The 22986-nt window shown below is 67.1% G+C and carries 35 protein-coding genes and 1 other RNA gene; 8 read left to right on the forward strand and 28 right to left on the reverse strand.

All coding sequences use genetic code 11. From position 1 onward, the window contains the following. Positions 1 to 127: 127 nt before the first annotated feature. The 19 genes from H7K45_RS28030 to H7K45_RS28120 form a co-directional block, all read right to left on the reverse strand. The gene (locus H7K45_RS28030) at positions 128 to 415 is read right to left on the reverse strand and encodes a hypothetical protein (protein WP_263999437.1); all 288 of its coding nucleotides are present in this window, start codon (positions 413 to 415) and stop codon (positions 128 to 130) included. After that, entirely contained in the window at positions 412 to 600 is a 189-nt protein-coding gene (locus tag H7K45_RS28035; RefSeq protein WP_263999438.1) for a hypothetical protein, read from the reverse strand. The genes H7K45_RS28030 and H7K45_RS28035 overlap by 4 nt, the downstream gene beginning before the upstream one ends. Further along, a complete protein-coding gene (locus H7K45_RS28040) occupies positions 600 to 1289 on the reverse strand; it encodes a molecular chaperone DnaJ (RefSeq protein ID WP_263999439.1) in 690 nt (229 codons plus the stop codon). Before H7K45_RS28040 ends, H7K45_RS28035 begins: the two co-directional genes overlap by 1 nt. Continuing rightward, entirely contained in the window at positions 1289 to 1513 is a 225-nt protein-coding gene (locus H7K45_RS28045) for a hypothetical protein (protein ID WP_263999441.1), read from the reverse strand. Before H7K45_RS28045 ends, H7K45_RS28040 begins: the two co-directional genes overlap by 1 nt. Next, complete coding sequence (locus tag H7K45_RS28050) at positions 1506 to 2369, reverse strand: DUF6551 family protein (RefSeq protein WP_263999442.1); 864 nt, start codon at positions 2367 to 2369, stop codon at positions 1506 to 1508. Before H7K45_RS28050 ends, H7K45_RS28045 begins: the two co-directional genes overlap by 8 nt. Then, positions 2369 to 2713: a hypothetical protein gene (locus H7K45_RS28055; protein ID WP_263999443.1), complete on the reverse strand. Its 345-nt coding sequence runs from the start codon at positions 2711 to 2713 to the stop codon at positions 2369 to 2371. The genes H7K45_RS28050 and H7K45_RS28055 overlap by 1 nt, the downstream gene beginning before the upstream one ends. Further along, positions 2710 to 2973: a YegP family protein gene (locus H7K45_RS28060; protein ID WP_263999444.1), complete on the reverse strand. Its 264-nt coding sequence runs from the start codon at positions 2971 to 2973 to the stop codon at positions 2710 to 2712. The genes H7K45_RS28055 and H7K45_RS28060 overlap by 4 nt, the downstream gene beginning before the upstream one ends. Next, on the reverse strand, positions 2970 to 3398 hold the full coding sequence (locus H7K45_RS28065; protein WP_263999445.1) for a RusA family crossover junction endodeoxyribonuclease: 429 nt from the start codon (positions 3396 to 3398) through the stop codon (positions 2970 to 2972). Before H7K45_RS28065 ends, H7K45_RS28060 begins: the two co-directional genes overlap by 4 nt. Next, positions 3395 to 4537, reverse strand: a complete 1143-nt coding sequence (locus tag H7K45_RS28070) for a DNA translocase FtsK (RefSeq protein ID WP_263999446.1) — start codon at positions 4535 to 4537, stop codon at positions 3395 to 3397. The genes H7K45_RS28065 and H7K45_RS28070 overlap by 4 nt, the downstream gene beginning before the upstream one ends. Further along, a complete protein-coding gene (locus H7K45_RS28075) occupies positions 4534 to 5484 on the reverse strand; it encodes a recombinase RecT (protein WP_263999447.1) in 951 nt (316 codons plus the stop codon). Before H7K45_RS28075 ends, H7K45_RS28070 begins: the two co-directional genes overlap by 4 nt. After that, positions 5481 to 6395: a PD-(D/E)XK nuclease-like domain-containing protein gene (locus H7K45_RS28080; protein WP_263999449.1), complete on the reverse strand. Its 915-nt coding sequence runs from the start codon at positions 6393 to 6395 to the stop codon at positions 5481 to 5483. The genes H7K45_RS28075 and H7K45_RS28080 overlap by 4 nt, the downstream gene beginning before the upstream one ends. Continuing rightward, on the reverse strand, positions 6392 to 6517 hold the full coding sequence (locus tag H7K45_RS28085) for a hypothetical protein (protein ID WP_263999450.1): 126 nt from the start codon (positions 6515 to 6517) through the stop codon (positions 6392 to 6394). The genes H7K45_RS28080 and H7K45_RS28085 overlap by 4 nt, the downstream gene beginning before the upstream one ends. Further along, entirely contained in the window at positions 6514 to 6894 is a 381-nt protein-coding gene (locus H7K45_RS28090; RefSeq protein WP_263999451.1) for a helix-turn-helix domain-containing protein, read from the reverse strand. The genes H7K45_RS28085 and H7K45_RS28090 overlap by 4 nt, the downstream gene beginning before the upstream one ends. Positions 6895 to 6970: 76 nt before the next feature. Then, complete coding sequence (locus H7K45_RS28095; RefSeq protein WP_263999452.1) at positions 6971 to 7123, reverse strand: hypothetical protein; 153 nt, start codon at positions 7121 to 7123, stop codon at positions 6971 to 6973. Positions 7124 to 7667: 544 nt separating this feature from the next. After that, complete coding sequence (locus H7K45_RS28100) at positions 7668 to 7832, reverse strand: hypothetical protein (RefSeq protein WP_263999453.1); 165 nt, start codon at positions 7830 to 7832, stop codon at positions 7668 to 7670. Positions 7833 to 7849: 17 nt separating this feature from the next. Beyond that, positions 7850 to 8209 (reverse strand): hypothetical protein, encoded by a 360-nt coding sequence (locus tag H7K45_RS28105; protein WP_263999454.1) that lies wholly within the window; start codon positions 8207 to 8209, stop codon positions 7850 to 7852. Then, a complete protein-coding gene (locus H7K45_RS28110; protein WP_263999455.1) occupies positions 8209 to 8958 on the reverse strand; it encodes a phage antirepressor KilAC domain-containing protein in 750 nt (249 codons plus the stop codon). The genes H7K45_RS28105 and H7K45_RS28110 overlap by 1 nt, the downstream gene beginning before the upstream one ends. Beyond that, positions 8955 to 9248 carry a helix-turn-helix domain-containing protein gene (locus tag H7K45_RS28115; RefSeq protein ID WP_263999456.1) on the reverse strand — a complete coding sequence of 98 codons (294 nt, stop codon included), beginning with the start codon at positions 9246 to 9248 and terminating at the stop codon, positions 8955 to 8957. The genes H7K45_RS28110 and H7K45_RS28115 overlap by 4 nt, the downstream gene beginning before the upstream one ends. Next, complete coding sequence (locus H7K45_RS28120) at positions 9245 to 9487, reverse strand: hypothetical protein (protein ID WP_263999458.1); 243 nt, start codon at positions 9485 to 9487, stop codon at positions 9245 to 9247. The genes H7K45_RS28115 and H7K45_RS28120 overlap by 4 nt, the downstream gene beginning before the upstream one ends. A gap of 210 nt (positions 9488 to 9697) precedes the next feature. Between H7K45_RS28120 and H7K45_RS28125 the strand changes: the two genes are divergently transcribed. The 5 genes from H7K45_RS28125 to H7K45_RS28145 all read left to right on the forward strand — a co-directional run bounded on the left by H7K45_RS28125 (position 9698) and on the right by H7K45_RS28145 (position 11790). After that, positions 9698 to 10183 (forward strand): helix-turn-helix domain-containing protein, encoded by a 486-nt coding sequence (locus H7K45_RS28125; RefSeq protein ID WP_263999460.1) that lies wholly within the window; start codon positions 9698 to 9700, stop codon positions 10181 to 10183. Positions 10184 to 10188: 5 nt separating this feature from the next. Continuing rightward, complete coding sequence (locus H7K45_RS28130) at positions 10189 to 10662, forward strand: hypothetical protein (RefSeq protein WP_263999461.1); 474 nt, start codon at positions 10189 to 10191, stop codon at positions 10660 to 10662. Continuing rightward, complete coding sequence (locus H7K45_RS28135) at positions 10655 to 11086, forward strand: hypothetical protein (RefSeq protein WP_263999462.1); 432 nt, start codon at positions 10655 to 10657, stop codon at positions 11084 to 11086. The genes H7K45_RS28130 and H7K45_RS28135 overlap by 8 nt, the downstream gene beginning before the upstream one ends. 66 nt (positions 11087 to 11152) lie before the next feature. After that, on the forward strand, positions 11153 to 11587 hold the full coding sequence (locus tag H7K45_RS28140; RefSeq protein ID WP_263999463.1) for a M78 family metallopeptidase domain-containing protein: 435 nt from the start codon (positions 11153 to 11155) through the stop codon (positions 11585 to 11587). Next, positions 11569 to 11790 (forward strand): DUF3263 domain-containing protein, encoded by a 222-nt coding sequence (locus tag H7K45_RS28145; RefSeq protein ID WP_263999464.1) that lies wholly within the window; start codon positions 11569 to 11571, stop codon positions 11788 to 11790. The genes H7K45_RS28140 and H7K45_RS28145 overlap by 19 nt, the downstream gene beginning before the upstream one ends. 124 nt (positions 11791 to 11914) lie before the next feature. On the opposite strand, the gene H7K45_RS28150 is transcribed toward H7K45_RS28145, so the two are convergent. The 9 genes from H7K45_RS28150 to H7K45_RS28190 all read right to left on the reverse strand — a co-directional run bounded on the left by H7K45_RS28150 (position 11915) and on the right by H7K45_RS28190 (position 19114). Further along, on the reverse strand, positions 11915 to 12151 hold the full coding sequence (locus H7K45_RS28150; protein WP_263999466.1) for a hypothetical protein: 237 nt from the start codon (positions 12149 to 12151) through the stop codon (positions 11915 to 11917). 42 nt (positions 12152 to 12193) lie between these two features. Further along, on the reverse strand, positions 12194 to 13345 hold the full coding sequence (locus H7K45_RS28155; RefSeq protein WP_263999467.1) for a tyrosine-type recombinase/integrase: 1152 nt from the start codon (positions 13343 to 13345) through the stop codon (positions 12194 to 12196). Positions 13346 to 13430: 85 nt separating this feature from the next. Beyond that, positions 13431 to 13799, reverse strand: a transfer-messenger RNA (tmRNA) gene (gene ssrA / locus H7K45_RS28160). Positions 13800 to 13878: 79 nt separating this feature from the next. After that, complete coding sequence (locus H7K45_RS28165; protein WP_263999468.1) at positions 13879 to 14643, reverse strand: HpcH/HpaI aldolase family protein; 765 nt, start codon at positions 14641 to 14643, stop codon at positions 13879 to 13881. A gap of 18 nt (positions 14644 to 14661) precedes the next feature. Then, positions 14662 to 15618, reverse strand: coding sequence for an aldo/keto reductase (locus H7K45_RS28170; protein WP_263999469.1), 957 nt, complete (start codon positions 15616 to 15618; stop codon positions 14662 to 14664). Next, positions 15615 to 16436 (reverse strand): ATP-binding cassette domain-containing protein, encoded by an 822-nt coding sequence (locus H7K45_RS28175; RefSeq protein ID WP_263999470.1) that lies wholly within the window; start codon positions 16434 to 16436, stop codon positions 15615 to 15617. Before H7K45_RS28175 ends, H7K45_RS28170 begins: the two co-directional genes overlap by 4 nt. After that, on the reverse strand, positions 16433 to 17242 hold the full coding sequence (locus tag H7K45_RS28180) for an ABC transporter ATP-binding protein (protein ID WP_263999471.1): 810 nt from the start codon (positions 17240 to 17242) through the stop codon (positions 16433 to 16435). Before H7K45_RS28180 ends, H7K45_RS28175 begins: the two co-directional genes overlap by 4 nt. A gap of 1 nt (position 17243) precedes the next feature. Then, positions 17244 to 18182 (reverse strand): ABC transporter permease, encoded by a 939-nt coding sequence (locus H7K45_RS31615; protein WP_263999472.1) that lies wholly within the window; start codon positions 18180 to 18182, stop codon positions 17244 to 17246. Further along, positions 18179 to 19114 (reverse strand): ABC transporter permease, encoded by a 936-nt coding sequence (locus H7K45_RS28190; RefSeq protein WP_308206442.1) that lies wholly within the window; start codon positions 19112 to 19114, stop codon positions 18179 to 18181. Before H7K45_RS28190 ends, H7K45_RS31615 begins: the two co-directional genes overlap by 4 nt. Positions 19115 to 19435: 321 nt before the next feature. On the opposite strand from H7K45_RS28190, the gene H7K45_RS28195 reads away from it, so the two are divergent. From H7K45_RS28195 to H7K45_RS28205, 3 genes are read left to right on the forward strand one after another with little or no spacing between them, the layout of a single operon-like run. Then, positions 19436 to 21010, forward strand: coding sequence for an ABC transporter substrate-binding protein (locus H7K45_RS28195; RefSeq protein WP_372512673.1), 1575 nt, complete (start codon positions 19436 to 19438; stop codon positions 21008 to 21010). Between the two features lie 4 nt (positions 21011 to 21014). Beyond that, entirely contained in the window at positions 21015 to 22232 is a 1218-nt protein-coding gene (locus H7K45_RS28200) for a sialidase family protein (protein ID WP_263999475.1), read from the forward strand. Next, a complete protein-coding gene (locus H7K45_RS28205) occupies positions 22229 to 22918 on the forward strand; it encodes an SDR family NAD(P)-dependent oxidoreductase (protein WP_263999476.1) in 690 nt (229 codons plus the stop codon). Before H7K45_RS28200 ends, H7K45_RS28205 begins: the two co-directional genes overlap by 4 nt. The last annotated feature ends 68 nt before the right edge of the window (positions 22919 to 22986 follow it).

Consider the following 22986-nt stretch of genomic DNA (forward strand, 5'->3'; position numbering starts at 1 on the left):
TAGTTCGATGAGGCCGGGCCACTGTTGGGCGGCGGCGTCCTGACAGATCGAGCAGGCACCGCGGATTCGGGGTGTCGTGAACGGGCGTCCGCAGCGGTGGCAGACGAGCCAGACGAGTGGGGTGGTCTCAGTGAGCGCCATCGGACACCTCCGGCTCCGGGAGCGACAACGCCATCAGGCGCACCTCGTCCCGCAGCTTCCGCAACGTGAACACCACGTCGCCGGCGGACATCTGGTCGAAGACATCGGGTTGCGCGACAACGGACTCCGCGAGGTTGTGGATCGCGTCCGCGGCGACGTCGATGCCGGCACGCATCCCTTGGACGTGCGCCTCCATCCACAGGTGACCGACCTGGACGGAGATGGCGGTGGCCGCTTCGTACGCCCTGTCCTGCGCGGCATCCGGGGACGTCATTCGTCGTCCTGAACGTCGCGGTTGACGATGCGCAGCCGCTTGTAGACGCCCTCCACCAGGTTTGCGGAGGGTGCGACGCGTTGGGCGTACTCGATGGCGGCAAGGTCCGCGCCTTGGTGGCGGGCGTGGACGCTGACCACGATGTCGGTGTCGGACTTCGGGTCGATCAGCACGTAGACGTTCATCAGGTCAGTCCTCCAATGACTTTCGCGGCGCCCTCGACGTGGTCCCACAGCGTTTGGCTGCCGCCGTTGCGGTCCGGGTGCGCGTTGGCTTTCGCCTTGCGGTACGTGGTTCGGCCGATCTCTGGGTCGGTGGCGATCTTGTGCGCCCACTCGGCCTGCGCCGCGTCGTTCTCGTTGGGCCACGCGATGCGGGCGAGCACGGCGCACGCCGCCGCCCTGGCATTCATCGAGGGTGTCGCTTCGATTGCCCGCCACCCGGTGTACTGCTGACCGGTCTGCGTGATCCCGTACCGGTCGAGCTTCCGCAGCGCCTCGAGCCCAAGCGCGATGCCACGCAGGTTGTCCTGCCAGCGCGTAAACGTGTCGCAGGGGAACGACAGTTCCGGCTTGCCCTTCGGCTGGATGTTCAGGATGACGCCAGGGTGAGAAGGGACGGCATTCGCGCGCGGCATGCCGTCATTACGGAAGTCCTGCTCGCGCAGAGCCAGCTGCAGGATGCTCGTCGGGTACCAGTTGGACCCGTGGGCGCCCCGTAGGCCGTGCGGTCCCAGGGCGCGGAGCTCCCGGTCGAGGACCTCGAGCGTGGACGTCAGCGACGACTCGAACGGCGCGGGCCGCCGGTCGGTCGTCGAGGCGGTCGGCCACGCGGCGATTGGCCGCAGGGTCATTCCAGGCGGGTAGTCGGTCATCACGCCACCTCGATGAGCTGGCCGTCGCGGCTGCGAAAGCGGACGCACATGTCGGCGTCATTCACCTGCGGGCACCGGCATGGGCAGTGCTCGCAGTCGCCGCAGCACCCCACCAGGTCCCGCGGTTGGTCATCCCGGTCGGTCGTGAACTTGGTGCACCCGCACCAGCACCGGTCCCCGGAGAAGTGGGCGTGCCCGCACAGGCACAGTTCGACGTCAGGCATGGCGGACCGCCTTCGGCTTCGGAGCCGCGCGCAACGACCCGAACGTCGGCGGCACCGTCAACCGCCCACCCTGAGCCACCTGGTTGTACCGCTCCAACATCGTCAACCCGACGAGCTTCGCCAACGACCCCGACGTCGTGTCCCGCTTCATCTGCGCGACGTACTTCACCCGCCGCGGCGGCAGATCAATCAGACCGTCGACCAGGCGGTCCCACTGCACCCGGTCGTCGTCGAACGCGTTGAGCAGCATCGCCATCCCCGACACCAGCGGGGCGTCATAGGCGTCGAACTGCTTGCCCCACGTGTCGTGCAGCACCTGCAGCGTGTCCTTCAGCAGCGGCAGGCCGGGCCCGGACTTCGCGACCTTCTCCAGGGCGCCGATGCAGCGGACGTTGCCGTCCTTCGCCTGCTGCGCGACGGTCAACCCCACCCGGGCGGCCGTCGCCTCCACTGACGCGACGAACGGGTCCGCGGCGGCGCGGCGGGCCCGCCAGTGATCCCACGTGTTGGTGGACTTGCGTTCCCGGTTCAGCTTGTCGAACAGGGCCGCCTCGTCCGCAACGGTCAGCCCGGTGTGCACGTTCGCCACCAACGCCGGTGGGTTGTCGAACATGCACGCCGCCGACCATCGGTGATGGCCGTCCACGATCGCGTACCGCGGGCCGGTGGACTCCTCGCCCCGGTCGGACACCTCCAACACACCCAGAAGGCGAGGTGACCACTGCGCGTGCATCTTTCGGATCCGGGCACGCTCCTCCGGGGTGTCGACGTCCCGCTGATACGACAGGTCGGCGAACATCTCGTCCACCCGGATCGCCGCGATGTACACGTCGAGGTCAAGCGCTGCCTGCGTCATCAGAACGGCACCTCCACCTGGCGGACGTCGAAGGACATCAGCAGGTCACGCGCGGCCCGCAGATACCTGGCGCGCACGCCGCTGTCCTCCGGAACGTCTCTCCAGCGCACGCCGTCGCTGTGGTTCCACTCCAGCGAGCCGTACATGCTGGCGGCCAGATCGTCGGCCAGCTGCTCGCGTGCTTCCTCTTCCGCCGCCGCGCGTTCCCACTGGTCGGCCACCGCACGCAGCTCCTCGGCCCAGGAGTCACGGACCGGGCTCCACGGGTCACGTTGGAACACCTCATCGATGACCTGCGCTGCTTCTCGAGCTCGCTCCCAGAGGGACTGTTCGCCGGCGCTCATCGGATTCGCTCCGTCTTCGCCGACCGAACGAGACCACGGGCCGTCTGGCCGACGTCGCGCGGCCGGTCACCGGTCCAGTAGGTGAACACCACCGGCACCGGGTCGACCGACGCGATGTACGCGCGCGCCGCCCGGACCGCATTGGACCGCGACGGATACGTTTCCGACGTCAGAAGGTTGGCGCCGTTGCCGCCGCGGACGGTGCACCAGAAGTCGCCCTGCTCGTTCTCACGCTGATTGACCAAATGGGGTCGCTTCACTGGTCTTCCTCCACTCGGATGTCCACGCCTGCTGTCTCCCCGATTTCGGCCAGGCGCTTGTAGCCGCACAGGCTCACGACCTGCGAATCGTCGGTGATGATCACGCCGGTGATGGCGTCCAAGATCGCGCGTTCCAACTTGTCCAGATCGGGCCTCTTGACCGCGGCCGGCGTCTTGGTCTTCGGTGTCGACTTCGGTCGCGGGAGAACGAAGTTCAGCTCCACCGTCACCGCGCCGTCGATCAGCGGACGGCCGGCCATCGCGTTGTGCGCCGCAAGCGCGACGCGCTCACGCCACGGCCCCACCGCTTTCGACGACTCGACGAGGATTCCGCGGCCGACGTGACGCTTGGAGCCCTGCGGCGCCGGGGCGCCCGGCACGAAGAACACCACCGCCTCGGTATCGAGCAGCGTTGGCGACGTCACTGCGCACCACCCGCTGCGCGCAACGCCGTGAGCGCCTGAGACACCTGGTTCGTCCTGTACCCGACCGTGCGGGCCTTGCTGCCCTCGGCCGGGCCGACGATCCCCGCGGTGTGCAGGTCGTCGAGCAGGGTGTTAGCCCTCGCGTATCCGATCGCGAGTTTGCGTTGCAGCATCGACGGCGACGCGAACCCCGTCGAGACGACCAGCTCGACCGCCTGCCGAAGCAGCTCGTCCCGGCCGCCGGCGGGCTCCTCCGCCGACTCATCGTCGGAAAGCTCCGGGTCGACTCGACCCATCATCACACCGGAGCCGTCCCGCAACGCCTCCGCGACAGCCGAGACAGCCTGCCCCAGCGGACCCTTGGGGTCGTCCACCGTGACGGTCACACCGTCGGCCTTCATGTCAGCCAGCGTGTCCCGCAATCGATCGGTCGCGTCATTCAACACCGGTTCGATCGACGGTTGCGCGCTCGACTCTCCCGGCATCGGGCGGATCGGGAACGCCGCGCCCAGCCACGTGTCGCCGATCTGCACCACCTGAACCCACGACAGGTCCGACCGGAAGAACATCATGGGCGACTTCCGGCGCTTCGCCACCGCCACCAACGGCGCCAGGACGCTCGGACCCCACTGCGTCAACGGGGAATCGACGACGTCTTCGGCGGTGGACAGACCCGACATGACCTTCCGCGCCATGGCCACTGGGAACTTGCCCTCATGGTGGGCGCGGAATTGAAACTCGGTGTCGGACTCGAACAGCGCGGGCGTCTCCGACAGCGTCACCGTCCAACCCGGGTGGTCGCCCGGTTCCGCGTCCTCCGGTGGCGGGGCCGTCACCATGTCGATGTCGACGGTGTGGTCTTTGCCCTTCTGCGCCAGGCTCTTGCAGATGGCGAGGACCGTCTTCGTGGACTCGACGGGCCACACGGATGGAACGACGTTGCCGTCGACCGGAATCCACGTGTGCCCGATGACGAACCGGTTGGTGGACGTCGCCGTCATCAGGTCACGGTCACCCGGTTCGTCACCGAACGGGCCGCGCTGAGTCGCGATGTGGACTCCCCCGACGATGTCATCGGCGGTCTGCAACGCATCAGTGAGCGTTTCGATCAGCCTCGAGGTGGCGATGGTGATGGTCACTTGGCGGCGTCCTCGTTGAACAGCTCGATGAGCTTCTGCGCCTGCTCGAGCGTGAGGTCTTTATCCGCCGTGACCGTCGCACCGGTGGCGGCCTGGACGTAGGCGAACCAGCTCTCGTCGTCGCCGTACCGTTCGGCGTCGCGAATCTGCTTGAGCTGCGCGAGCTCCGTCTTGCCGGCCAGCACCACATCGGCGGACGGCGGCGGACCGGCTTCGACAGCCGGGGCGTCACCCATCTCCCCATCGATGTAGTCCGGCTGCACGTCCACCAGGGGTCCCACGTCGGTACGAACCGTCCCATCCAGGACAGTCGCCGAGGTGAACTCCGCTGACAGCGGCAACCACTTGGCGAGCTGCTTCACCAGCGTCTTCTTCGCCATGGCATTCCAGTCCGTCACCCACGGACCGTTCCGGCCGGCCTTCGACCGCGCGCGGATCGCCTCCACCTCGGTGTAGGTCATCACGACGAACGGGGTGCCGCCGTCCTTCAGCTGCGCCGCCGCGTACACGTAGATCGGCTTCCCACGCTCCCCGGCCGCCGGTTCGTGCTGCAGGTCGCGCCGCAACCCCAGCGTGTACTTGAAGGTGTCGTTCTCGTAGACCACCTCAGCCCAGATGTCCACCAGCTGACCGGAATTGCGGGCCAGCTTGATCAGCCCGCGGTACCCGGGGATGAACGTGCACACCGTGCCGTATGGCACTAGGTACGCCTCGCCCGTCGGCCCGGGCTCGAGGCCCAGCTGCGAGGACGTCATCAACGCGCCGAGGAACGACTCCGGGGTGCACCGCGCCAGTGCCGGCGTCTGCCGCAGCACCGTGGTGGCGATCCGCGCCATTCGCTCCGGGTTCATGTGCTTCGGCAACGCCCGCCCGATCTCCGGCTTCATCTGCTCGATGAGCTGCGCCAGGGTGGGCTTGTCGTTGGTCTTCGCGACTGCTGCGGTCATGCTTGGTAGATCCCTTCGAGTTCGTTGATCAATTCGTCTGCCTGCGCGCGGATCTGCGCTTGCTCCCCGTCGCGCAACACCCAGCCCGGCAGGCTGATCGTCACGACGCCGTCGCTGTATCCCGGCCACCGACCGGACTCCTGCATCTCGGCGTACATCCGGATCGCCTGCCGGTTCCGTCGCCGGCCCTCCGCGATCGCGTCGTCGTCGTACTGCACGACCGTCACGACGAACGGCGCCACCTTCTCCTGCACCACGAACCGGAACGCTGGATTGGCCGCCCGGCCCGTCGCGACCGCCAGGTCGATGTACCAAGCCGCCTGCATGAAGTAGCCGAGCGTGAAGAACTTCCGTTCCAACTCAGCCGGATTCGCTGTGGTCGAGGTCTTGTAGTCGTCGATGTCCCCGTCGGGTTCGATCCAGTCGCAGCGGCCCCGCAGCTGCACACCCGTCTCCGCATCGGTGGCGTACATGCTCACCTCTGCCTCACCGTCAGCGAACAACGGACCAGCCGACGGATGCTGCAACACCCGCTGCGCCATCTCCTCAGCCGCGGTGGCGTCATCGACATGGATCGGCACCAACCCGGCCGCGCGGGCGTCGGCGTCCGCCGCCTTCCACCCCGCCGTCGCGCGAGGGCTGTCCGCGACCGTGCCGTCCTTCTTCAGCCCATGCACGGCGGGGTTCAGGACGGAGAACTCCGCGCCCTTCCCCAACACGATCCGGTGTGCAACGTGCCCGAAGTCCCATTCCCGCTTCGGCTTGCGCGGGTTGTCCATGTACTCCCGGAACTTCGCCGGGCACGACGGCGGGAGTAGCAGCTTCGCCCCCGACACTGACAGGCTCGAACGGTCGGCGTGGTACTCGTCGTCGGCGAGGTTGTAGACCACACCGTCCGGGCGCGCGGTCACCGCTGATCCTCCGCGTCGGCCGCCGACATACCGTCAGCGGTGCGCACATCCATCGCGGTCACCAGGCGGTCACGCTCACTCATGCCGCGAACCTCCAGCCGCCACTCGTCGAGATCACTCACAGCAGCACCCCGTTTCGGGCGGCCCGCTCCTCAGCCCACCGCACCTGCTGGGCGAACCGGGGCCCCTCGCCCTTCGGCCACCCGAAGCCGGGAAAGTGGTAGCTGATGGAGCGCGGCGAACGACCCACCGTCCGGGCTGCTTCCGCGTAGGAGCAGCCGTCCTCCAGAAGCTCACGCGCGGTGCGGAGCTCGTCCTCGGTCAACGGCTTGAGCAGACCGCGGGCCGACTCCCCTGCTCGCGCGCGGATCCGCGTCACGGTCCGAATCGTCACGCCCTCTACCGCGGCGATCTCCCGCGCTGTCCGCCCCGCCCGCGTCAGCGCCGCAACCCGGGCGCGCCGCTCCAGCACGTCCTCCCGCAGGGTGCTGGTGGTCATCGGTCCAACCACATGATGACGGCGCCCACCAGGAGCAACTCCGCCGCGAGGTAGCCCACGAACTGGGCCGCAGACATCACGCGGGCACCGCCGTCAGACCGCCGGCCACGGCAGCTTCGGCAGCAGCCGCAAGAGCCCGGACGTCGTCAATGCTGTTGAAGAACAAGCAGAAGTCCATCGCGTCCCCGTCGGGATACACCTGGAGCCGTCCGCCTTCGCGGACCACCACTTCGGGTGGGCCTCCCTGAGTCCGGGCTCCCAGCTGGATACTGCAGTGGATAGAATCGTTGCCGCTCACCGTGTGATCTCCTTGTTTCATCGGTGGGATGGGCCGTCGCCCCGGGCATGGGGCGACGCCCAACTACTTCTGGGGCTCGTTCACCGCGTGGACCATCGAGCGCGCGATGTCCAAAACCCAGCCGCCGCAGGCCTCGACACCTGCCAGCCCAAGACGGCGGCTCAACTCGTCGGCAGCGGCGAATTCTTGAGCTGCGCTCAGCACGATGGGTGACTCGGCGGGAGCCAGGGGGGAAGGGACTCCCGCCGAGTCGTCAACCGCGGCCGGGGGAACCGCGGAAGTAGGGTGCCCGGCGGAGGGCGCCGACTGCTTGACGCTCACCCCCGCCGAGCAATCCGCAGACCTTGCGCTGGCTGCGGACAATCTGGGACGCACCACCACGTCGGTCAAAGCGCCAACTGCGCCAAACCCTGCACGCGCCGAACCGAAGCCGGAACGCACTGACTTGCACGCCAACTCGACCGCCGGCAACAGATCACACATCGTCGCGGCTCGTCTCCGCCATGTCCGCGGCATCGTTGATATCCGCGTCGCGGTGGCAGCGATCGATGATCCCGCCGTGCACGGTGTTGACGGCGTACAAGCGCCAACTCAACGTGGCACCCACGATCAGCGCCGCGACGATGAGCGCGACGAACACGACGACGTCGACAGTGATCACGACTCACCCCGCAGTTCAGCGACTTCCGCCTCGAGTTCCTGGACGCGCGTCAACGCCTCGTCCCGCTCATCGCACATCGAGTCGAGGCGGCGCGCGTACTGGTTGCGGGACTCCTGCGCGTCGTCCCGCTCCGTGTGGTAGTCGTTCATCAGACCCGTCAGGCCCGCGATGTTCGCGCCGAGGTTCTTGAACTGGTACATCACGTTGTCGAGTTCGGCCTTCGCACCATCGGTTTCGGCGCGGGCCTGCGCGAGCTCCGCAGCGAGCCGGTCACGCTCCGCGGTGACCGCATCGATCACAACCAGCGCGCCGGCCATCGTCGTCGGCACCGTCGATCCGACGATCTCCGCGCGCATCACGCTTCACCACCGATGTCGGCGAGCAAGCGCTGCAACCCCTTCGGAGTCACGCGCGGCTGCGGCGGATCCAGGACCAATTCACCCGTCTTCGGGTGGTAGTGCGACTGCGGCAGCACCGACATGTAGCCGGACTCGATCGCGGACTGCAGAACCCGGTACCGGCCGTCGCCCATCGCGCGCCGCACCCACCCCCGCCGATTCAGCTCCGCGAACAAGCGCCGCTCGCCGGTCTTCACCCCGGCCCGCGTCAACGACTGCGCCGCGTCGCGCACCGACAGGTCACCCTCAGCGTCCAGCAGCTTGTCTGCCACCTCCGCCTTCGGCTCCAGCACAGCGACGCGCGCCGACAGTTCCTCCACCCGCTTCGCCGTGATGGCCAAGGCCTGGTGGACGATCTCGTCTTCGGTCAGTGCGGGGACAGTGGAGTAAGCGCCGGTGTCGCGAATAGACGGCCACACCTCATGGGTGAGAAACCGGCGGAACCGGCGGGCTTCTGGCTTCCGAGAGTCGAGGACCAAGTCGGTCGCGCCGCCCTCGGTCACGACCACCATGCGGCGTATCTGGCCGCCGGACCTGATATCGGCGGTAGCGACATCAGCTTCGTCGAGCCTTTGCACAGCGTCGCTGACGTTCTTGATCTCCAGCGCCCGGCAGATGTCAGCGGCGACCGCGCAACGCACGCCGTCAATTTCGACGGTGCGGATGTCGATCGTGTCGAAGGTGAACAGCTCAATCTCAGTGCTCATGCTGACCTCTCGAGGCGCCGGCGGGAACGTTCGGACAGTCCGTCGAGGAAGCTGACGGTCGCAACCGCCTCCGGTTCCGCGGACTCCACGACCGGCGCCTGGGTCGCGGGGCGGTGCTTCGCGATGAGCGCCTCGACGTCGGCCTCGGTCATGCGCCAGGTCTTGCCGACCCGATAGCCGGACAGCTCTCCGCGGTTCAACCGACGGGTGAGCCAGCGGACCGAGTCGCTCCACTCAGGTGGGAGGACCGCATCCGCCACCTCCTGAAGGGCAAATGTGCGCGGCGTCATGCGGGAACACTCTCGCCTCGGGTGGCGTGTGGCATTTCGGCCACGAAGAGAGAACCCGGAGGGGCGTTAAGCGCCCTCTCGATCTTGCGGGCCGTCTGCGGCGAGCAGGTCTCGCGCTGACCCGAGCGGAGGTGACCGACGATGGCCTTGCTGACGTCCGCCTTGCGGCCGAGCGACACGTTGGTTTCGTCTCTGAACTCCATGTAGGAGCGGAACGCTTCACGACTGATGAGTCGCACCCAGAGCCTCCGTTCACTCGACGATGTGCGTATCCGAATGCTACTTGCCACGTGTGTCATGTGGCAAGTGTATCCAGCGACGGATACAGCGGCAAGATCCTTTCTTGCCGCGGACGTGCAGCTAACGGAAGTACATCCACGTAATTTGTATCCGCGGCGGATACAGTGATGCTTGCCGCGTATCCGTCCCGGGAGTCAGCATTCGTAGCCATGAGCCGTAAACATCCGCTCGCTGTTCGCCTTCGTGCAGCGCAGGACGCCGCCGATCCGCGGCCCTCGAACCGGAAGATCGCCGAGGCCATCGGCGTCTCTCCGCCCACGGTCGATCGGCTCATGAACGGTGAGGTCGACACCAAGCTCGAGAACCTCGACGCTGTTGCAGACTTTCTCAAGGTGCCGCGGAGCGAAGCACGCGAGCTGGCGGCGCTTCCGCCAGGCGAAGGCGATCCGTATACCGGCCCCGAGGAGTCCCGCCAGCTGACCCGCAAGCAACGTGCCGCACTGGACGAACTGATTCGTAGCTTCGTCGCGACCCCGCGCATCGCCAGCGCTGATAACCCGGTCACCGACATCGCAACCAAGCGTGGAACGCAGCATCGCCCCCCCGCTTCCAAAGCGGCCCGGGACACCGAACCATCTGAGGGCCGCCGCCGTCGCAAAGCCCAGGACGACGCAGCCGAAGAAACACAGGACTAGATCACGTGAGTCCTCGTCGCGAGCGCCAGCCGCCTCCTGTCACTGCGTTCCTCGCGCAAACACTTGGCGGATACGACGCCGCTGCGCAGTTCCCCGAAGACTTGCTCTACCGCGACAAAATTGCGAGCACTCTTGGGCCGCCGATCCGCGGATGGATTCCGGAATTGGTCTTCCGCTACGCCATCTTTCAACCTTTGGAGTTGAACGTCGACTGGGCCATCATGCTGTACGCGCGCCCAGTGGGCGACAGCAGCAAAGAGGCCCGCCGGCGAGTTGAGCGTATAGACATATGCGATTCCGAAGTGCACACTCATCGGTTTCGAATGAGCGACGATCCGGACGATGACCAGGGACAACGCAAGAAACTCATCTCGCTATACGCTGGTGACGAGGCTACAGTTAGCCGACAGTACGACCTTCAGATGTCATATCTGAGCCGAGAATGGGAACAGCGGATGCGGAGGTGGCTAGATGGTTGACGCTCATACCATCGCGACATTCGCTTTTGCGCAAATGCGGCGCGACCCCGGTTTCGGGCCTCGCTTTCCATGGGTCCGGAACACAGTTGTCTGCGTCGAGTCGGACTTGGTCGACGACGTGTTGGTCGGGCAGTTCGCCCACTATTTCCCTGAGGGTGGCACGGTGGCGTGCTATTACCCGCAGGACCAGAGATTTATGTTCATTCAGGTGGGCGCCCCGCAGAGTCCCGGCACCGCACGCGGGGCGCCGCACCCGGACACACTTCACGCTCATGACAAACAGCGCAAACTAACAATGGGCATGGTCATCGATTCGATATATCGAGACCGCGACGGTGACTACGCCCACCTTCCTCGATTTACGTCCGCTCAAATTGGCGAGGCGTCGACTGTCGAGGTCGAGAAGACGCTCTTGTTCACCTAGTACTACACCGATGTAATTACTGGTCAGGGCCTGATCTTGTCGGTGCACTCCCCTACTGTCCGTCTCATGGGGAGATACGACCCGTGGAGGGATCTGGGCCAGCGTGCCTACCTGAGCGTTGAGTTCGTCGACATGCCCACGGGGCGCCGCGGCGTCATCTGCGGCAACGTCATCATGATCGACCGCGACCAGTTGCAGGTCGAACGTCGGTCGACCGTCGCGCATGAGCTCGTACACGACGAACGCCGCGTGTATCCGACTGAGCCGGCGTTGCGCATCCGTGAAGAGACACTCGTTGAGCGCACCGCGGCTCGTCGGCTCATCGAACTGCCCGACCTCGTCGATGCGCTGCGCGCCTGCTCATCGAGGCACGCCAGCGACGTCGCCGATCATCTATGGGTGGACCGGCCGATGCTCGAGGCCCGCATGGAATCACTCGACCCAGTCGAGGTCGCTGAACTCGAACACCACCTGGAGGACCAATGGCTCTGGATTCCCTGACCCACTTGGACGCCGCGATGCTCGACCTCGAGCATCAGTGGTGGCCGACCGCCGGCCAGAAGGAGAACGCGATCCGCGATCAGCTCGGGATGACTCCAACGCGGTACTACCAGCGGCTGACCCGCCTCACGGACACCGAAGCGGCACTGGCGCACGACCCCGTGCTGGTGAACCGACTCCGCCGGCTGCGATCGCGCCCCTAGGGCGGCGGGGGCAAAGGCGGCGCTCCGGGGGCGAATGGGTTGACGGCCGGGCAGAGATGGTCGATCGCGGTGTACACGATGAGATCAGCCTGGTCCCGCTCCAACGATGGCGCCGCTTCCCAGATCATGCGAGACACCACCTGCGGCGTCCGACCAACATCAGGTAGCTGTTCGGCGCCAGCAGCCGACACGACTCCTTGCCCGCCGCCAACAGGCCATCCGGGCCGTTGCGCGACTGGACGCGATCGCCAAGCGCAGCCAGATACGACGCGTTGTCAGCAGTCGCCGGAGCCGCAGTGGCGATCCCCGCCCCGACCAGCGCCGTCGCGGCCGCAACGAGCGACCAAGTGAATCTCCCCATGGTTGCCAGAGTCTAGTCAGCAACCTCCAAGATCAGGCCCAGTCAGTCATCATCGTCGGCGAGCATCGCGGCGATCGCGTCCGCGTTGCCCTGACCGCTGGAACGATCGAGGTGCCCGTAGACCCCGACGGTCGTCAGGATGGATTCGTGGCCGAGGTGCGCCTGCACCGCGGGTAGCGGCCGACCGGCTTGGATGAGCCATGACGCGCAGGTGTGCCTCAGGTCGTGGATCCGCGGCCGCGGCGCATCCGGGATCGGGTCGCCGTGCTCGTCAACGGCTGGCCAGGCACGGGCCACCGCGGGATTCCACACGTTGGCCCGAAAGTTCGGTGCGCGGACCGGGCGGCCGGCGCCGCGCCGATTCTCACTGGGCCCGCCGCTCCCCTGCCCCGGGTTGGTGAACAGCCACTCGCGGGTGTAGTCCAGCTTGTCGAGCACGCCAGTCGAGACGTTGATGGTGCGGACACTCTTCTTCGTCTTTGGCGGCCCGATCCGGTACGGGCCGCGTTTCCACGCCTTGGTGATGCGGACGGTGTTTCGAGTTCGGTCGATGTCCCCCGGCCTGAGGGCGGTGGCCTCCGACCACCGGGCGCCCGACGCGACGAGGAACTCGACCAGCGGCCGCCACCCCTCCGGGATCTCGGCGAGCAGAGCTCGGTACTGGTCCCTCTCGAGGAAGACCATCTCCGCAGGTTCGTCGGTCGGCAGGCCAGTGTTGGCTGCCGGGTTCGACTCGATGTGCTTCTTCCCGACGGCGGCCGCCAGCGCTGCGGACAGGAACCCGTGCTTGTTGGCGATCGTTTTGGCGGCGGCGCCCTTGATGGTGTGGGTGTGCTGCACCCACTTCGCGATGTCCTCCCGCGCCAACGCGGCGAGCGGAATCGTCCCGAACGCGTCGCGGAAGTCGGTTCGGATGTACCCGCGGTAGTCGTCGCTGGTGCGCTTGTCCACGCCGGAGAGGTGGTCGACGTAGTGGGTGAGCCACTGCTCGACGGTCAGCGACTGCCGGGGTCGGCGCTCGATGCGGGCTATCTCTTCGGCGCGCGTCGCGCCCACCTGTTCGACGAGATCCTTGAACCGCAGGGCGACGGAGTGGTCGTCGAAGGTGAGGCACCGCTGCTTGCCGTCCTGGCGGAAGAACACCCGTGTGCAGGTGGTGCCGTCCTTGCGGGAGTCGACGCGGAAGGATGCCATAGGTCGATCATATGTGCGAAACGTTGAAAAAAAGTGTTGAAAACAGAAGAGACCCCCCAAGTTGGGGGGCCTCACCTGCGGTTTCTGGTGGAGCTGCCGGGAATCGAACCCGGGTCCTACGGCATTCCCTCGAGGCTTCTCCGTGCGCAGTCCGCTATGTCTCTACTTGGATCTCTCGTTCACGCGGACGAGACGAGATGACGATCCCAGTCGCTGTTTGGTGTCCCCGTACGTCCCGCGACCGGACGTATGGGTTTGTCCCTCTAGATGACGCCAGGGTCCGGGTCGAGGGCACTCCCGGTCTGACGGACTAGCTATCGCTTAGGCAGCGAGGGCGTAGTCGCGCTGATTGGAATCGGCGCTTAATTGGTTGCATCGACGCTTACGGTGGTCTCTTGCCTGCACCGGCACGCTTCCCTTGATTCGATGCGCGAAGTCGAAACCGTTCAGCCCCTCGCACCCCCGCCGAACTTCGGCAGGACGTTCATCGTACCGTCTTCAGCACGATTGCCCAGCGATTAATTCCCGGGTGTTCAGCCGCCGGTCGCGGCCTTGAGATGGGCCACGGAGGCCGCCTTGAGGTGGGTCAGGTCCGACGCCACCGTCGCATAGGTGAAGCCCTCGGCCAGTCGGCGAGCCGCCACCGCCCCCTCAGCGGTGTGGATCCCCACCGCGATGCCCGCGGCCGCGGCAGCCTCCCGAACCCGGGTCACCGCGGCCTCGAACTCGTCGGCCACCGCGGGATCTTGCGGATGCGCTCCGCCCACGGCGAGCCGCAGATCCGACGGACCCACGTACACCCCGTCCAAACCGGGCACCGCACAGATCTTCTCGACGTTCGCCAATCCCTCGGGCGTCTCGATCATCGCCAGCACGACGGTGTCCCTGTCGGCGTCGGCCGGGATCGGCCCGATCCGCAATTGCGAGCGCATCGGCCCGTACGAGCGGATCCCGGTAGGCGGGTAGGTGGCCGCGGCGACTGCCGCTGCCGCGCCCGCGGCGTCGTTGACCAACGGCACGATCACCCCTGCCGCGCCGGCGTCCAACGCTCGTCCAATGGGAGTGGCGTCGTTCGCCTCGACCCGCACCAGACCCACCGGTCCGCCCGCGGCGTCGATCGCCGTCAGTCCCGACAGCATTCCCGAGTAGCCGATCAGACCGTGTTGCAGATCCAAGGCGATGTAGTCCCACCCGACATAGGCGAGCCATTCGGTGGCGACCGGGCAGTCCAGCACCGACCAGTAGCCCAGGATGCGTTCCCGGTTGCGCAGCCGGGCGGCGAATTCACGCGCGCTCATGTGTGAAGTACCTTTCGATTAGCGGTTGTAGTTCGGCATCGGGCCACGAAGGGCGGCGCCGACGTCGTCGCAGCTCTCCACCACGTCGGGTTCCAGCGGCCCCTTGGCCACGGCCGCGATGTTGGCCTGCAGGTGCTCGACCTTGGAGCCGCCTAGCAGCACCGGACCGGCGGAGGGCTTGGACACCAACCAGCGCAGGGCCAGCTCGGTGAGCGGGATGCCGGCCTTGTCGGCGATCAGCGACAGCTGTTCGACGGCCTCGAAGATCGCAGTGTTCCAATACCTTTGCTTGTACATCGCCGCCAGGCGAGAGTCGCCGAAGCGGCCGTCGGTGGGCGCGGCGTCGAAGGAGTGCCGTCCGGTCAGCAGCCCGCCACCCAAGGGGTTGTACACCATCGTCACCAGGCCGGTGACGGCGGCGAACTCCGCGTACTCCTCTTCGATGCGCCGGGCCAGCAGGTTGTAGAGCTGTTGGGCGACAACGGGTCTGGCGATACCGATGCCGTCGGCGAGGTGGTTGACCTCCGCAATCTGCCACGCGGCGTAGTTCGACACCCCGAAGGCGCCGATCTTGCCCTCGGCGATCAGAACTGCGACGGTGCCCAGCGTCTCCGTCAGCGGTGCGGCACGGTCGGGTTGATGCAGGTACAGCAGCTCGACGTGGTCGACGCCGAGTCGAGCCAGACTGCCCTCAACGCTGGCCCGCAGTCCGGCGGCCGACAACGGCGAATGCTCACCGGCATCGGGGTGCGGCATCCCGGCCTTGGTGGCCAACGTGACTCGATCGCGCCGACCCTGCAGCAAGCGTGCCAGCATGCGCTCCGATTCACCGCCGGCGTACCCGTTCGCAGTGTCGACGTGGGTGATCCCGGCCTCCAGCGCGGCATCCAGCATCGCGGCCGCGGTGGCGTCGTCCACGGTGTCGCCGAAGGTCATGGTCCCCAGCACCAGCGAGGTCAGGTCGAGTTCGGTCACGATGCCACTCCTTGGGCGACGACGTTGCGCGGTTTGATTCCCACCATGGTGGTCGGGTCGAGCGCAGCAGCGCGCAACGCCCGCGTGTAGGGCTCGCGGGGCCGTGCCAGCACCTGCTCGGTGGGGCCGCGCTCGACGATCTTGCCGCCGCGCATCACGACGATGGTGTCGCTGATCTCGCGGACGACGCCGAGGTTGTGGGAGATGAAGAGGTACGCCAGGCCGGTGTCCCGCTTGATCTCTCGGAGCAGGTCGAGCACTTGCGCCTGGACCGACACGTCGAGCGCGCTGGTGGCCTCGTCGCACACCAGCAGGTCGGGGCCGCTGGCCAGTGCCCGCGCGATGCCGATGCGCTGGCGCTGACCGCCGGAGAACTCGGCGGGCTTGCGGCGCAGCGCCGTCGTCGGCAACCCGACCCGGTCGATCAGCTCGGCGGCCTTGGCGTCGCGGGCACTTCGGTTCCGGATCCCCTGCAACCGTAGCGGCTCCCCCACGATGTCGACGGCGTTCAGATGCGGGTCCAATGAGCCGTAGGGGTCTTGGAAGACCATCTGGATTCGGGAGCGGTACGGCCGCAGGGCCTTCTCCGACATTCGCGAGACGTCGACGCCGTCGAACCTGATGGCCCCCGAGGTGGGGGTCAGCAATCGGACGATGGCCTTCGCCAGAGTCGACTTGCCGCAACCGGATTCGCCGACGACCGCGAGGGTCGACCCGGCGTCGACGGAGAAGCTCACCGCGTCCAGGGCGCGGAACACGCCGGTGGCGACCGGGTACTCCACGACGAGATCCTGCACGTCGAGCAAGGGGGTGGTCATGCCGAAACTCCCGTCTGGGCGGGCTCGAGACGCGGCACCGCGTCGAGCAACCTCTTGGTGTACGCGTCGCGCGGGGTCCGCAACAGATCCTCGGGATCGCCGCCCTCGACGAAGCGACCGCTCTTCATCACGAAGATGCGATCCGACATCAGCCGGGCGACGCCGAGATCGTGGGTGATGAGCAGCATTCCCACGCCGGTGCGTTCCTGCAGTTCGAGTAGCAGGTCCAGGATCGAGGCCTGGACGGTGACGTCGAGGGCGCTGGTGGGTTCGTCGGCGACGATCAGCTCGGGGCCCGCCGCGAGCGCGGCGGCAATGAGCACACGTTGCAGCATGCCACCCGACAGCTGGTGAGGGTACTTCGCCAACTGGCTCTTGGGGTTGGTGATCTTGACCTGCTCGAGTAGATCGACGGCACGGTCGTTCTGCTTGGCGCGGCCGCGTACACCGCTGTGGCGGATGGCATCTCGAAGCTGGGCCCCGATGGTGTGCACCGGGCTCAGCGCGGTCATCGGGTCCTGCGGGATCAGCGCGATGTGCTTGCCGCGGACCTTGGCCAGCGCCTTGGGTTTGCCAAGGATGTCGCAGCCTTGGAACGTCGCCGCGCCGGAGAGCACGGCCAAGTCGTCGGGCAACAGTCCCAGCACACCCATCGCCGTCGTCGACTTACCGGAACCCGATTCGCCGATGATGGTGACGGTCTCACCGGCGTCGATGTGGAAGGACACCCCGTCGACGGCACGGACGACCCCGTTGGCGGTGATGAGTTCGACTTGCAGTTCCTCGACGCTCAACAGGCCGTCCATGTCAGATCTCCCTCTTGCGCAGCGCGAGTCGGCTCAGCAGACCAGGCTTGGAGCGGCCGCTGCGGTCGCGAAGTCCGTCCCCGAGCAAATTGACCCCGACGACGAGCAGGGCGATCACCAACCCGGGCAGCGTGACGAGCCACCACGAGGTGGTCACGTAGTCCTGCCCGTCGGAGATGATGCGGCCCCACGTGGCGAACGGGCGTTGCGGTCCGGCGCCGAGATAACTCAGCGCGCTCTCCAGCAGCACCGCCTGGGCGAGCAGCAACAGAATCACCAGGGACACCTGCTTGACGATGTTGGGGATCACGTGGCGCAGCAGGATCGCCGTGTGACCGAGACCCAGTACGTGAGCGGCTGCGACGTAGGGCTTTTCGCGCTCCACCAGGGTTAGCGACCGGGTGAGCCGGGCGATCTCGGGCCACTGGGCGATCGCGATCACGAAGGTGATGACGGGGATCGACGGGCCGAAGAGCGCCACCACGAGCAGCAGCATCATCAGCAGCGGCAGCGACAGCTGGGCCTCCAGCAGTCGACTGACGATGGTGTCGGCCCATCCCCCGCGGTAGCCGGCGACGGCCCCCAGCGTCAGTCCGATCATGCCCGACACGACGACGGCGAGCACGCCGATGGCCAGGGACACCTGGCCGCCGAACAGCACGCGCGCCAGTAGGTCCCGGCCCAGCTGGTCGGTTCCGAACAGGTGACCGTCGGTCAGCGGCGGCAGCCGACGAGCGGCCAGATTGGTGGTGTCGGGCGAGGGCAGCGGGAGCACCCTGGCCAAGGCGACCGGGGCGATGACGATCAGCGCCGCGATGCTGCCCACCCAGATCTTGATTCGACTGTCGCGGGCACGCCTGGTGGCGCCGGCAGTCGCGACGTCACGGGGAGTGACGGCCGACGGGCGCGGTTGGTCGGGTGCTTCGATGACGGTGGTCACTTGGAGGTTCCCTTCCCGAGCCGGACCCGGGGATCCAGAAGCGGATAACAGAGGTCGACGAGCAGCTGGACGACGACTGCCAAGACCGCGGTGACCAGGACCGTGGCTTGGATGAGCGGGTAGTCACGGGTCTCGAGGGCACGGACGACGAGCGATCCGACACCGGGCCAGGCGAAGACGACCTCGACGACGACCACGCCGTTGAGCATCGAGGCGAACCGGGTGCCCAGCGCGGTCAGCACCGGGATTGCCGAGTTGCGCATCGAATAGCGCCAGATGAGTTCGCGTTCGGAGACTCCGCGGGAGCGGCCGACGGTGACGTAGGGCGAGGCGAATGCCCCGACCATCTCGCGGCGCACCATGCGGGAGATCAGGGCGATCTGCAAGACGGCGATGGTCACCGTCGGGAGCACGAGACTCGACCACGTGGTGAAGCCGGCGGCCGGGAACACCGGAACGAGCACCGCGAAGAGGGTGATCAGCATGAGGCCGGTCCAAAAGTCGGGCATCGACTGTCCTGCGATGGTGACCGCGTTGGCGGCGAGTTCGCGGCGGGTGTCGGCCCGGCGCGCCATCCACACCCCCAACGGCACGGCGACCAGCGTGGTCAACACGATGGCGGCGACCGACAGCGTGATCGTGTACGGCAGGCGGTCGAGCACGACGTCGAAGGCGGGCGCCTGAAATGAATACGAGGTGCCCAGGTCGAGGTGCAGCAGCCCCTGCAGGTAGCGCAAGTACTGGATGAAGACCGACTGGTCGAGGCCCATGTCGACGCGGATGCGGGCCAGGTCCTCGGTGCTTGCCAACGGGCCTGCCATGGCGTAGGCGGGGTCGCCGGGGGCCAGTCGGATGAGGACGAACACCGTCGTCAACGTGAGGAAGACCGTGAGCACGCTCTGGCCCAGTCTCTTGAGCACGTAGCGCGGCATCGGGCCGAGGATGCCCACCACTGTCCGGCGCGTGGCGGGAGTGCCGGCCGGCGCGACCGGCGGCGGCGGTGCGAGCTGTTGAGTCATCGGCGACCTTTCCAACGATGCGGCGCTGCCGAGGGGCGCGGTGACGGCCCAGGGCTGCAGCCCGTGTTGTTACTCAGCTCACAATGGCACTCCTGCGCGATTTGCGCAAGAACCAATTTCATTCTTGCGCGTTGTACGCATTCAGGCTTAGAGTCGTGCTGTGTCAGCCGTCACATGGAGCGTCGCTCTCGACCACGCGCGGACCGCCCACAAACCACTGCCAGGAGGTCGATGGTGACCAATCCCATTCTCAGCCAGCCCTTTTCACGGCGCTCTCTTCTTCGCTCCAGTCTCCTTCTCGGCGCCGGGCTGGCCGTCGGTTCGGCCGCAGCCTGCGCGACGCCCACCGGCCGACCCGGCCCGACGACGGTGAGTCTCGCGCTGAACCGGTCGTTGGTCACCCTCGACAACAAGCTGCTGCAGTACGACGCCGCGCTCACCGTGCAGCGCGCCGTCCGACAAGCCCTCACCGAGATCGACCAGAACCTCAAGCCCCGACTCGTCTTGGCTGATGCCTTCGAATTGCGCACGCCCACCCAGTGGTACGTGCATCTGCGACCAGGCATCCGCTACTCGGACGGCTCACCGGTGCGCGTCGAGGACGTCGCGACCGCACTGAAGATGTACAGCCAAGTCAGTGGGTCGTTCGTCGGCACGTTCTTTCCGGAATGGCCGACGGTCGAGAAGATCGACGACGCCAGCTTCACCCTGAACACCACGCGCCCGATCCCGGTCTTGGACTACCTGATGTCCAACATCCTCATCACCCCCGCGGCGGCGAATCGACCCGAAGACCTCCAAGGCGGCGTCGGCACCGGACCCTACGTCGTCACCCAGTCCGACCGCGGTTCGGGCACGTACACCCTCGCACGTAATGAGAAGTATTGGGCCGCAGCGCCGCTGGTCGAATCGGTACGGGTGCGGTTCATGCCCGACGAATCCAGTCGCGTGGTCGCGTTGCGCAGCGGGGAGGTCGACGTCATCGACTCCATCACCCCGGACGCCACCGATCAGATCGCCGGACTGTCCGGCGTCGCGATCGACCGCGCCGACGGCGTCCGGCTCAACCAGCTCTTCTACAACTTCCGCAAACCGCCGACGAGCCCAATGGCCGACGCCAAGGTGCGCCGCGCCCTCACCTACGCCATCGACGGCACGTCACTGGTCGACAACGTCATGCAGAAGTCGGCGACGGCCTCGCGAGGGGTGATTCCGCTGAGCCTCGACGGCGCGATCGAAACCGGGGAATACGTCTACGACCCCGACCGTGCCAAGTACGAACTGAACGCACTGGGGCTGCGCAACCTCAAGATCAAGATCATCTGGGAGAGTGGCGAATTCGCCGCCGACACCGACATCATGGAGTCGGTGGTGCAGATGATGTCGGCGGTGGGGGTTCAGGCGACCCTGCAGCAATTCGAGCCCGGCGGCGACATCGCCCAGTGGCGCCAGGGCAAGGCCGGCGACTGGGACGTCCTCGGCAACGGGTATCCCAGCCCAACTGGCTTGGCACTGACCATCATGCAGGGCATGTACGCGGGCACCGCGGAGAAGGAGGCCACCCGCGACACCTATCACGGCTATCTCTTCCCCGACATCACCGCCGTCATCACCCGGGCGTCGGAGGACGCCGATCCCGCCCGACGCGCCGCGCTGCTCGCGCAAGCCCAGCGCATGATTTGGGACACCTGCCCGATGATGTGGTCCTTCGTGCCGAAGGCGGTGCTGGGCCGCCGGACCCGGATCGACGGAATGGCGTTGCGCCCCACGAACTCCTACGACCTCGCCGCAATCTCCCTGAAGGGCTGAGACCATGAGTCCCCACCCCACCCCCACCACCGTCACCCCCGCCGACGGCGTGGTGCGCACCTCCGCCGAGCGAGGTCGCCGCGACGCCATCCTGACCCCACCGCAAGTGCAAAACCATGCCGCCAACCTCGCCGTCCTGCCCGACGGGTCACTAGGATGCGTGTGGTTCGCGGGCACCCAGGAGGGCGTCCCCGACATCAGCGTGTGGTTCTCCCGACGGGAGCCCGGCGCCTCGGCGTGGTCGGATCCGGTTCAGCTCTCCGACGACCCCACCCGGTCGGAGCAGAATCCCGTTCTCCACGTTCACCCGTCGGGACGCGTCTGGCTGCTCTGGACCTCTCAGCACGCAGGCAACCAGGACACCGCCCGCGTGCTGCGCCGCATCTCCGACGACGGCGGACGCACCTGGGGCGCGACGGACACCGTGCTCTCGGAGACCGCCGAGGGCGGCGTCTTCGTGCGTCAACCACTGGTCACCCTGCCCAGCGGACGACTGCTGCTGCCGATCTTTCACTGCGTGCGCGTGCCGGGCCGACGCTGGGTGGGCGATCGCGACTACAGCAGCGTGATGGTCTCCGACGACACCGGGCTGACCTGGCGGGAGGTTCGGGTGCCCGAGAGCACCGGGTGTGTCCACATGAACATCGGGCGCCTTGGCGACGGCACCCTCGTCGCGTTGTACCGCAGCCGCTGGGCCGACCACGTCTACCGCAGCACGTCCGACGACGACGGGGACACGTGGACCCCACCGATTCCCACCGAACTCCCGAACAACAACTCCTCGATCCAATTCGTGGTGCTGCCAGACGACCGAATGGCGTTGGTATTCAACGAGTCCAGCGCCGCTGATGCCACGGCCCGCCGCACCTCGCTCTACGACGAGATCGACGACGACGGCCTTGCCGACGGGCCCGCCGCCGACTTCGAGTCCACCGAGCCGTCCGACGGCGACGAGCGCCGCGCGTTCTGGGGCGCGCCGCGCGCACCGATGACATTGGCCGTCTCCGACGACGGCGGCGTCACCTGGCCCGTGCGACGCAACATCGAGGTTGGCGACGGCTACTGCCTGTCCAACAACTCTCGGGACGGCTTGAACCGGGAGTTCTCCTACCCGTCGATCACCGCGACCGCGGGCACGCTGCACGTCGCCTTCACCCGATTCCGCCAGGCGATCGAGTACGTGGAACTGACCGACGAGTGGATCGCGTCGGGCCCGTCATGAAGGCCGACGACACCACGACGGCCGTGGTGACGGGCGCGAGTTCGGGGATCGGCGCCGTCGTCGTGGCGCGGCTGCTGGCCGACGGCTGGCGCGTCGTCGGAATCAGCCGCCGCGCACCCGACGTCGAGCACGACGCGTTCACCTGGCTGCAGGCCGACCTCGACGACTTCACGGGGCTCGACCGACGGGTGCGCGAGCTCGGCGCCGTCGACGCCGTCGTCCATGCCGCGGGGCTGCAGCACTCGGCACCACTGGGCGAGCTGGATGTCGACCACGGGCTCCGAATGTGGCGAGTGCACGTCGGCGCGGCCGAAGTCCTCGTCAACGCACTCGCGCCCCGACTACGCGACGGAGCACGCGTGGTCCTGCTCGGCAGCCGCACCATGACCGGCGCCGCGGGCAAGAGCCAGTACGTCGCCACCAAGGCCGCCCTGACCGGCATGGCGCGGTCCTGGGCGGCCGAGCTGGTCGACCGACGGATCACCGTCAACGTCGTCGCACCCGGGCCGACCGACACCCCGATGCTTGCCGACCCCGGGCGGGCGCGCACGCCGCCGAAGGTGCCACCGCTGGGACGGTTCATCGCACCCGACGAGGTCGCCGGCCTCGTCGCCTTCCTGCTGGGGCCCGACGCGCGCAACATCACGGGCCAGGCCATCGTCCAGTGCGCCGGAGCGTCGCTGTGACTCATCTGCGCGAAACGCGCACTATTGCTATCCTTGGTTGCGCGGTTCACGCAAAACGTTGGGACGGG

Origin of the sequence: Mycobacterium yunnanensis (genome assembly GCF_025823185.1) — a bacterium.
Classification (GTDB): Bacteria; Actinomycetota; Actinomycetes; order Mycobacteriales; family Mycobacteriaceae; genus Mycobacterium; species Mycobacterium yunnanensis.

Excerpts from the sequence above, each read along its gene's own strand:
- H7K45_RS28135 (WP_263999462.1), top strand. The coding sequence starts at position 10,655 with ATGGTTGACGCTCATACCATCGCGACATTCGCTTTTGCGCAAATGCGG.
- H7K45_RS28045 (WP_263999441.1), bottom strand. The coding sequence starts at position 1,513 with ATGCCTGACGTCGAACTGTGCCTGTGCGGGCACGCCCACTTCTCCGGG.
- H7K45_RS28075 (WP_263999447.1), bottom strand. The coding sequence starts at position 5,484 with ATGACCGCAGCAGTCGCGAAGACCAACGACAAGCCCACCCTGGCGCAG.
- H7K45_RS28165 (WP_263999468.1), bottom strand. The coding sequence starts at position 14,643 with ATGAGCGCGCGTGAATTCGCCGCCCGGCTGCGCAACCGGGAACGCATC.
- H7K45_RS28115 (WP_263999456.1), bottom strand. The coding sequence starts at position 9,248 with ATGACGCCGCGCACATTTGCCCTTCAGGAGGTGGCGGATGCGGTCCTC.
- H7K45_RS28030 (WP_263999437.1), bottom strand. The coding sequence starts at position 415 with ATGACGTCCCCGGATGCCGCGCAGGACAGGGCGTACGAAGCGGCCACC.
- H7K45_RS28150 (WP_263999466.1), bottom strand. The coding sequence starts at position 12,151 with ATGGGGAGATTCACTTGGTCGCTCGTTGCGGCCGCGACGGCGCTGGTC.
- H7K45_RS28090 (WP_263999451.1), bottom strand. The coding sequence starts at position 6,894 with ATGACCACCAGCACCCTGCGGGAGGACGTGCTGGAGCGGCGCGCCCGG.
- H7K45_RS28145 (WP_263999464.1), top strand. The coding sequence starts at position 11,569 with ATGGCTCTGGATTCCCTGACCCACTTGGACGCCGCGATGCTCGACCTC.
- H7K45_RS28105 (WP_263999454.1), bottom strand. The coding sequence starts at position 8,209 with ATGCGCGCGGAGATCGTCGGATCGACGGTGCCGACGACGATGGCCGGC.
- H7K45_RS28050 (WP_263999442.1), bottom strand. The coding sequence starts at position 2,369 with ATGACGCAGGCAGCGCTTGACCTCGACGTGTACATCGCGGCGATCCGG.
- H7K45_RS28190 (WP_308206442.1), bottom strand. The coding sequence starts at position 19,114 with ATGCCGCGCTACGTGCTCAAGAGACTGGGCCAGAGCGTGCTCACGGTC.
- H7K45_RS28040 (WP_263999439.1), bottom strand. The coding sequence starts at position 1,289 with ATGACCGACTACCCGCCTGGAATGACCCTGCGGCCAATCGCCGCGTGG.
- H7K45_RS28155 (WP_263999467.1), bottom strand. The coding sequence starts at position 13,345 with ATGGCATCCTTCCGCGTCGACTCCCGCAAGGACGGCACCACCTGCACA.
- H7K45_RS28180 (WP_263999471.1), bottom strand. The coding sequence starts at position 17,242 with ATGGACGGCCTGTTGAGCGTCGAGGAACTGCAAGTCGAACTCATCACC.
- H7K45_RS28140 (WP_263999463.1), top strand. The coding sequence starts at position 11,153 with ATGGGGAGATACGACCCGTGGAGGGATCTGGGCCAGCGTGCCTACCTG.
- H7K45_RS28055 (WP_263999443.1), bottom strand. The coding sequence starts at position 2,713 with ATGAGCGCCGGCGAACAGTCCCTCTGGGAGCGAGCTCGAGAAGCAGCG.
- H7K45_RS28200 (WP_263999475.1), top strand. The coding sequence starts at position 21,015 with ATGAGTCCCCACCCCACCCCCACCACCGTCACCCCCGCCGACGGCGTG.
- H7K45_RS28125 (WP_263999460.1), top strand. The coding sequence starts at position 9,698 with ATGAGCCGTAAACATCCGCTCGCTGTTCGCCTTCGTGCAGCGCAGGAC.
- H7K45_RS28205 (WP_263999476.1), top strand. The coding sequence starts at position 22,229 with ATGAAGGCCGACGACACCACGACGGCCGTGGTGACGGGCGCGAGTTCG.
- H7K45_RS28035 (WP_263999438.1), bottom strand. The coding sequence starts at position 600 with ATGAACGTCTACGTGCTGATCGACCCGAAGTCCGACACCGACATCGTG.
- H7K45_RS28175 (WP_263999470.1), bottom strand. The coding sequence starts at position 16,436 with ATGACCACCCCCTTGCTCGACGTGCAGGATCTCGTCGTGGAGTACCCG.
- H7K45_RS28110 (WP_263999455.1), bottom strand. The coding sequence starts at position 8,958 with ATGAGCACTGAGATTGAGCTGTTCACCTTCGACACGATCGACATCCGC.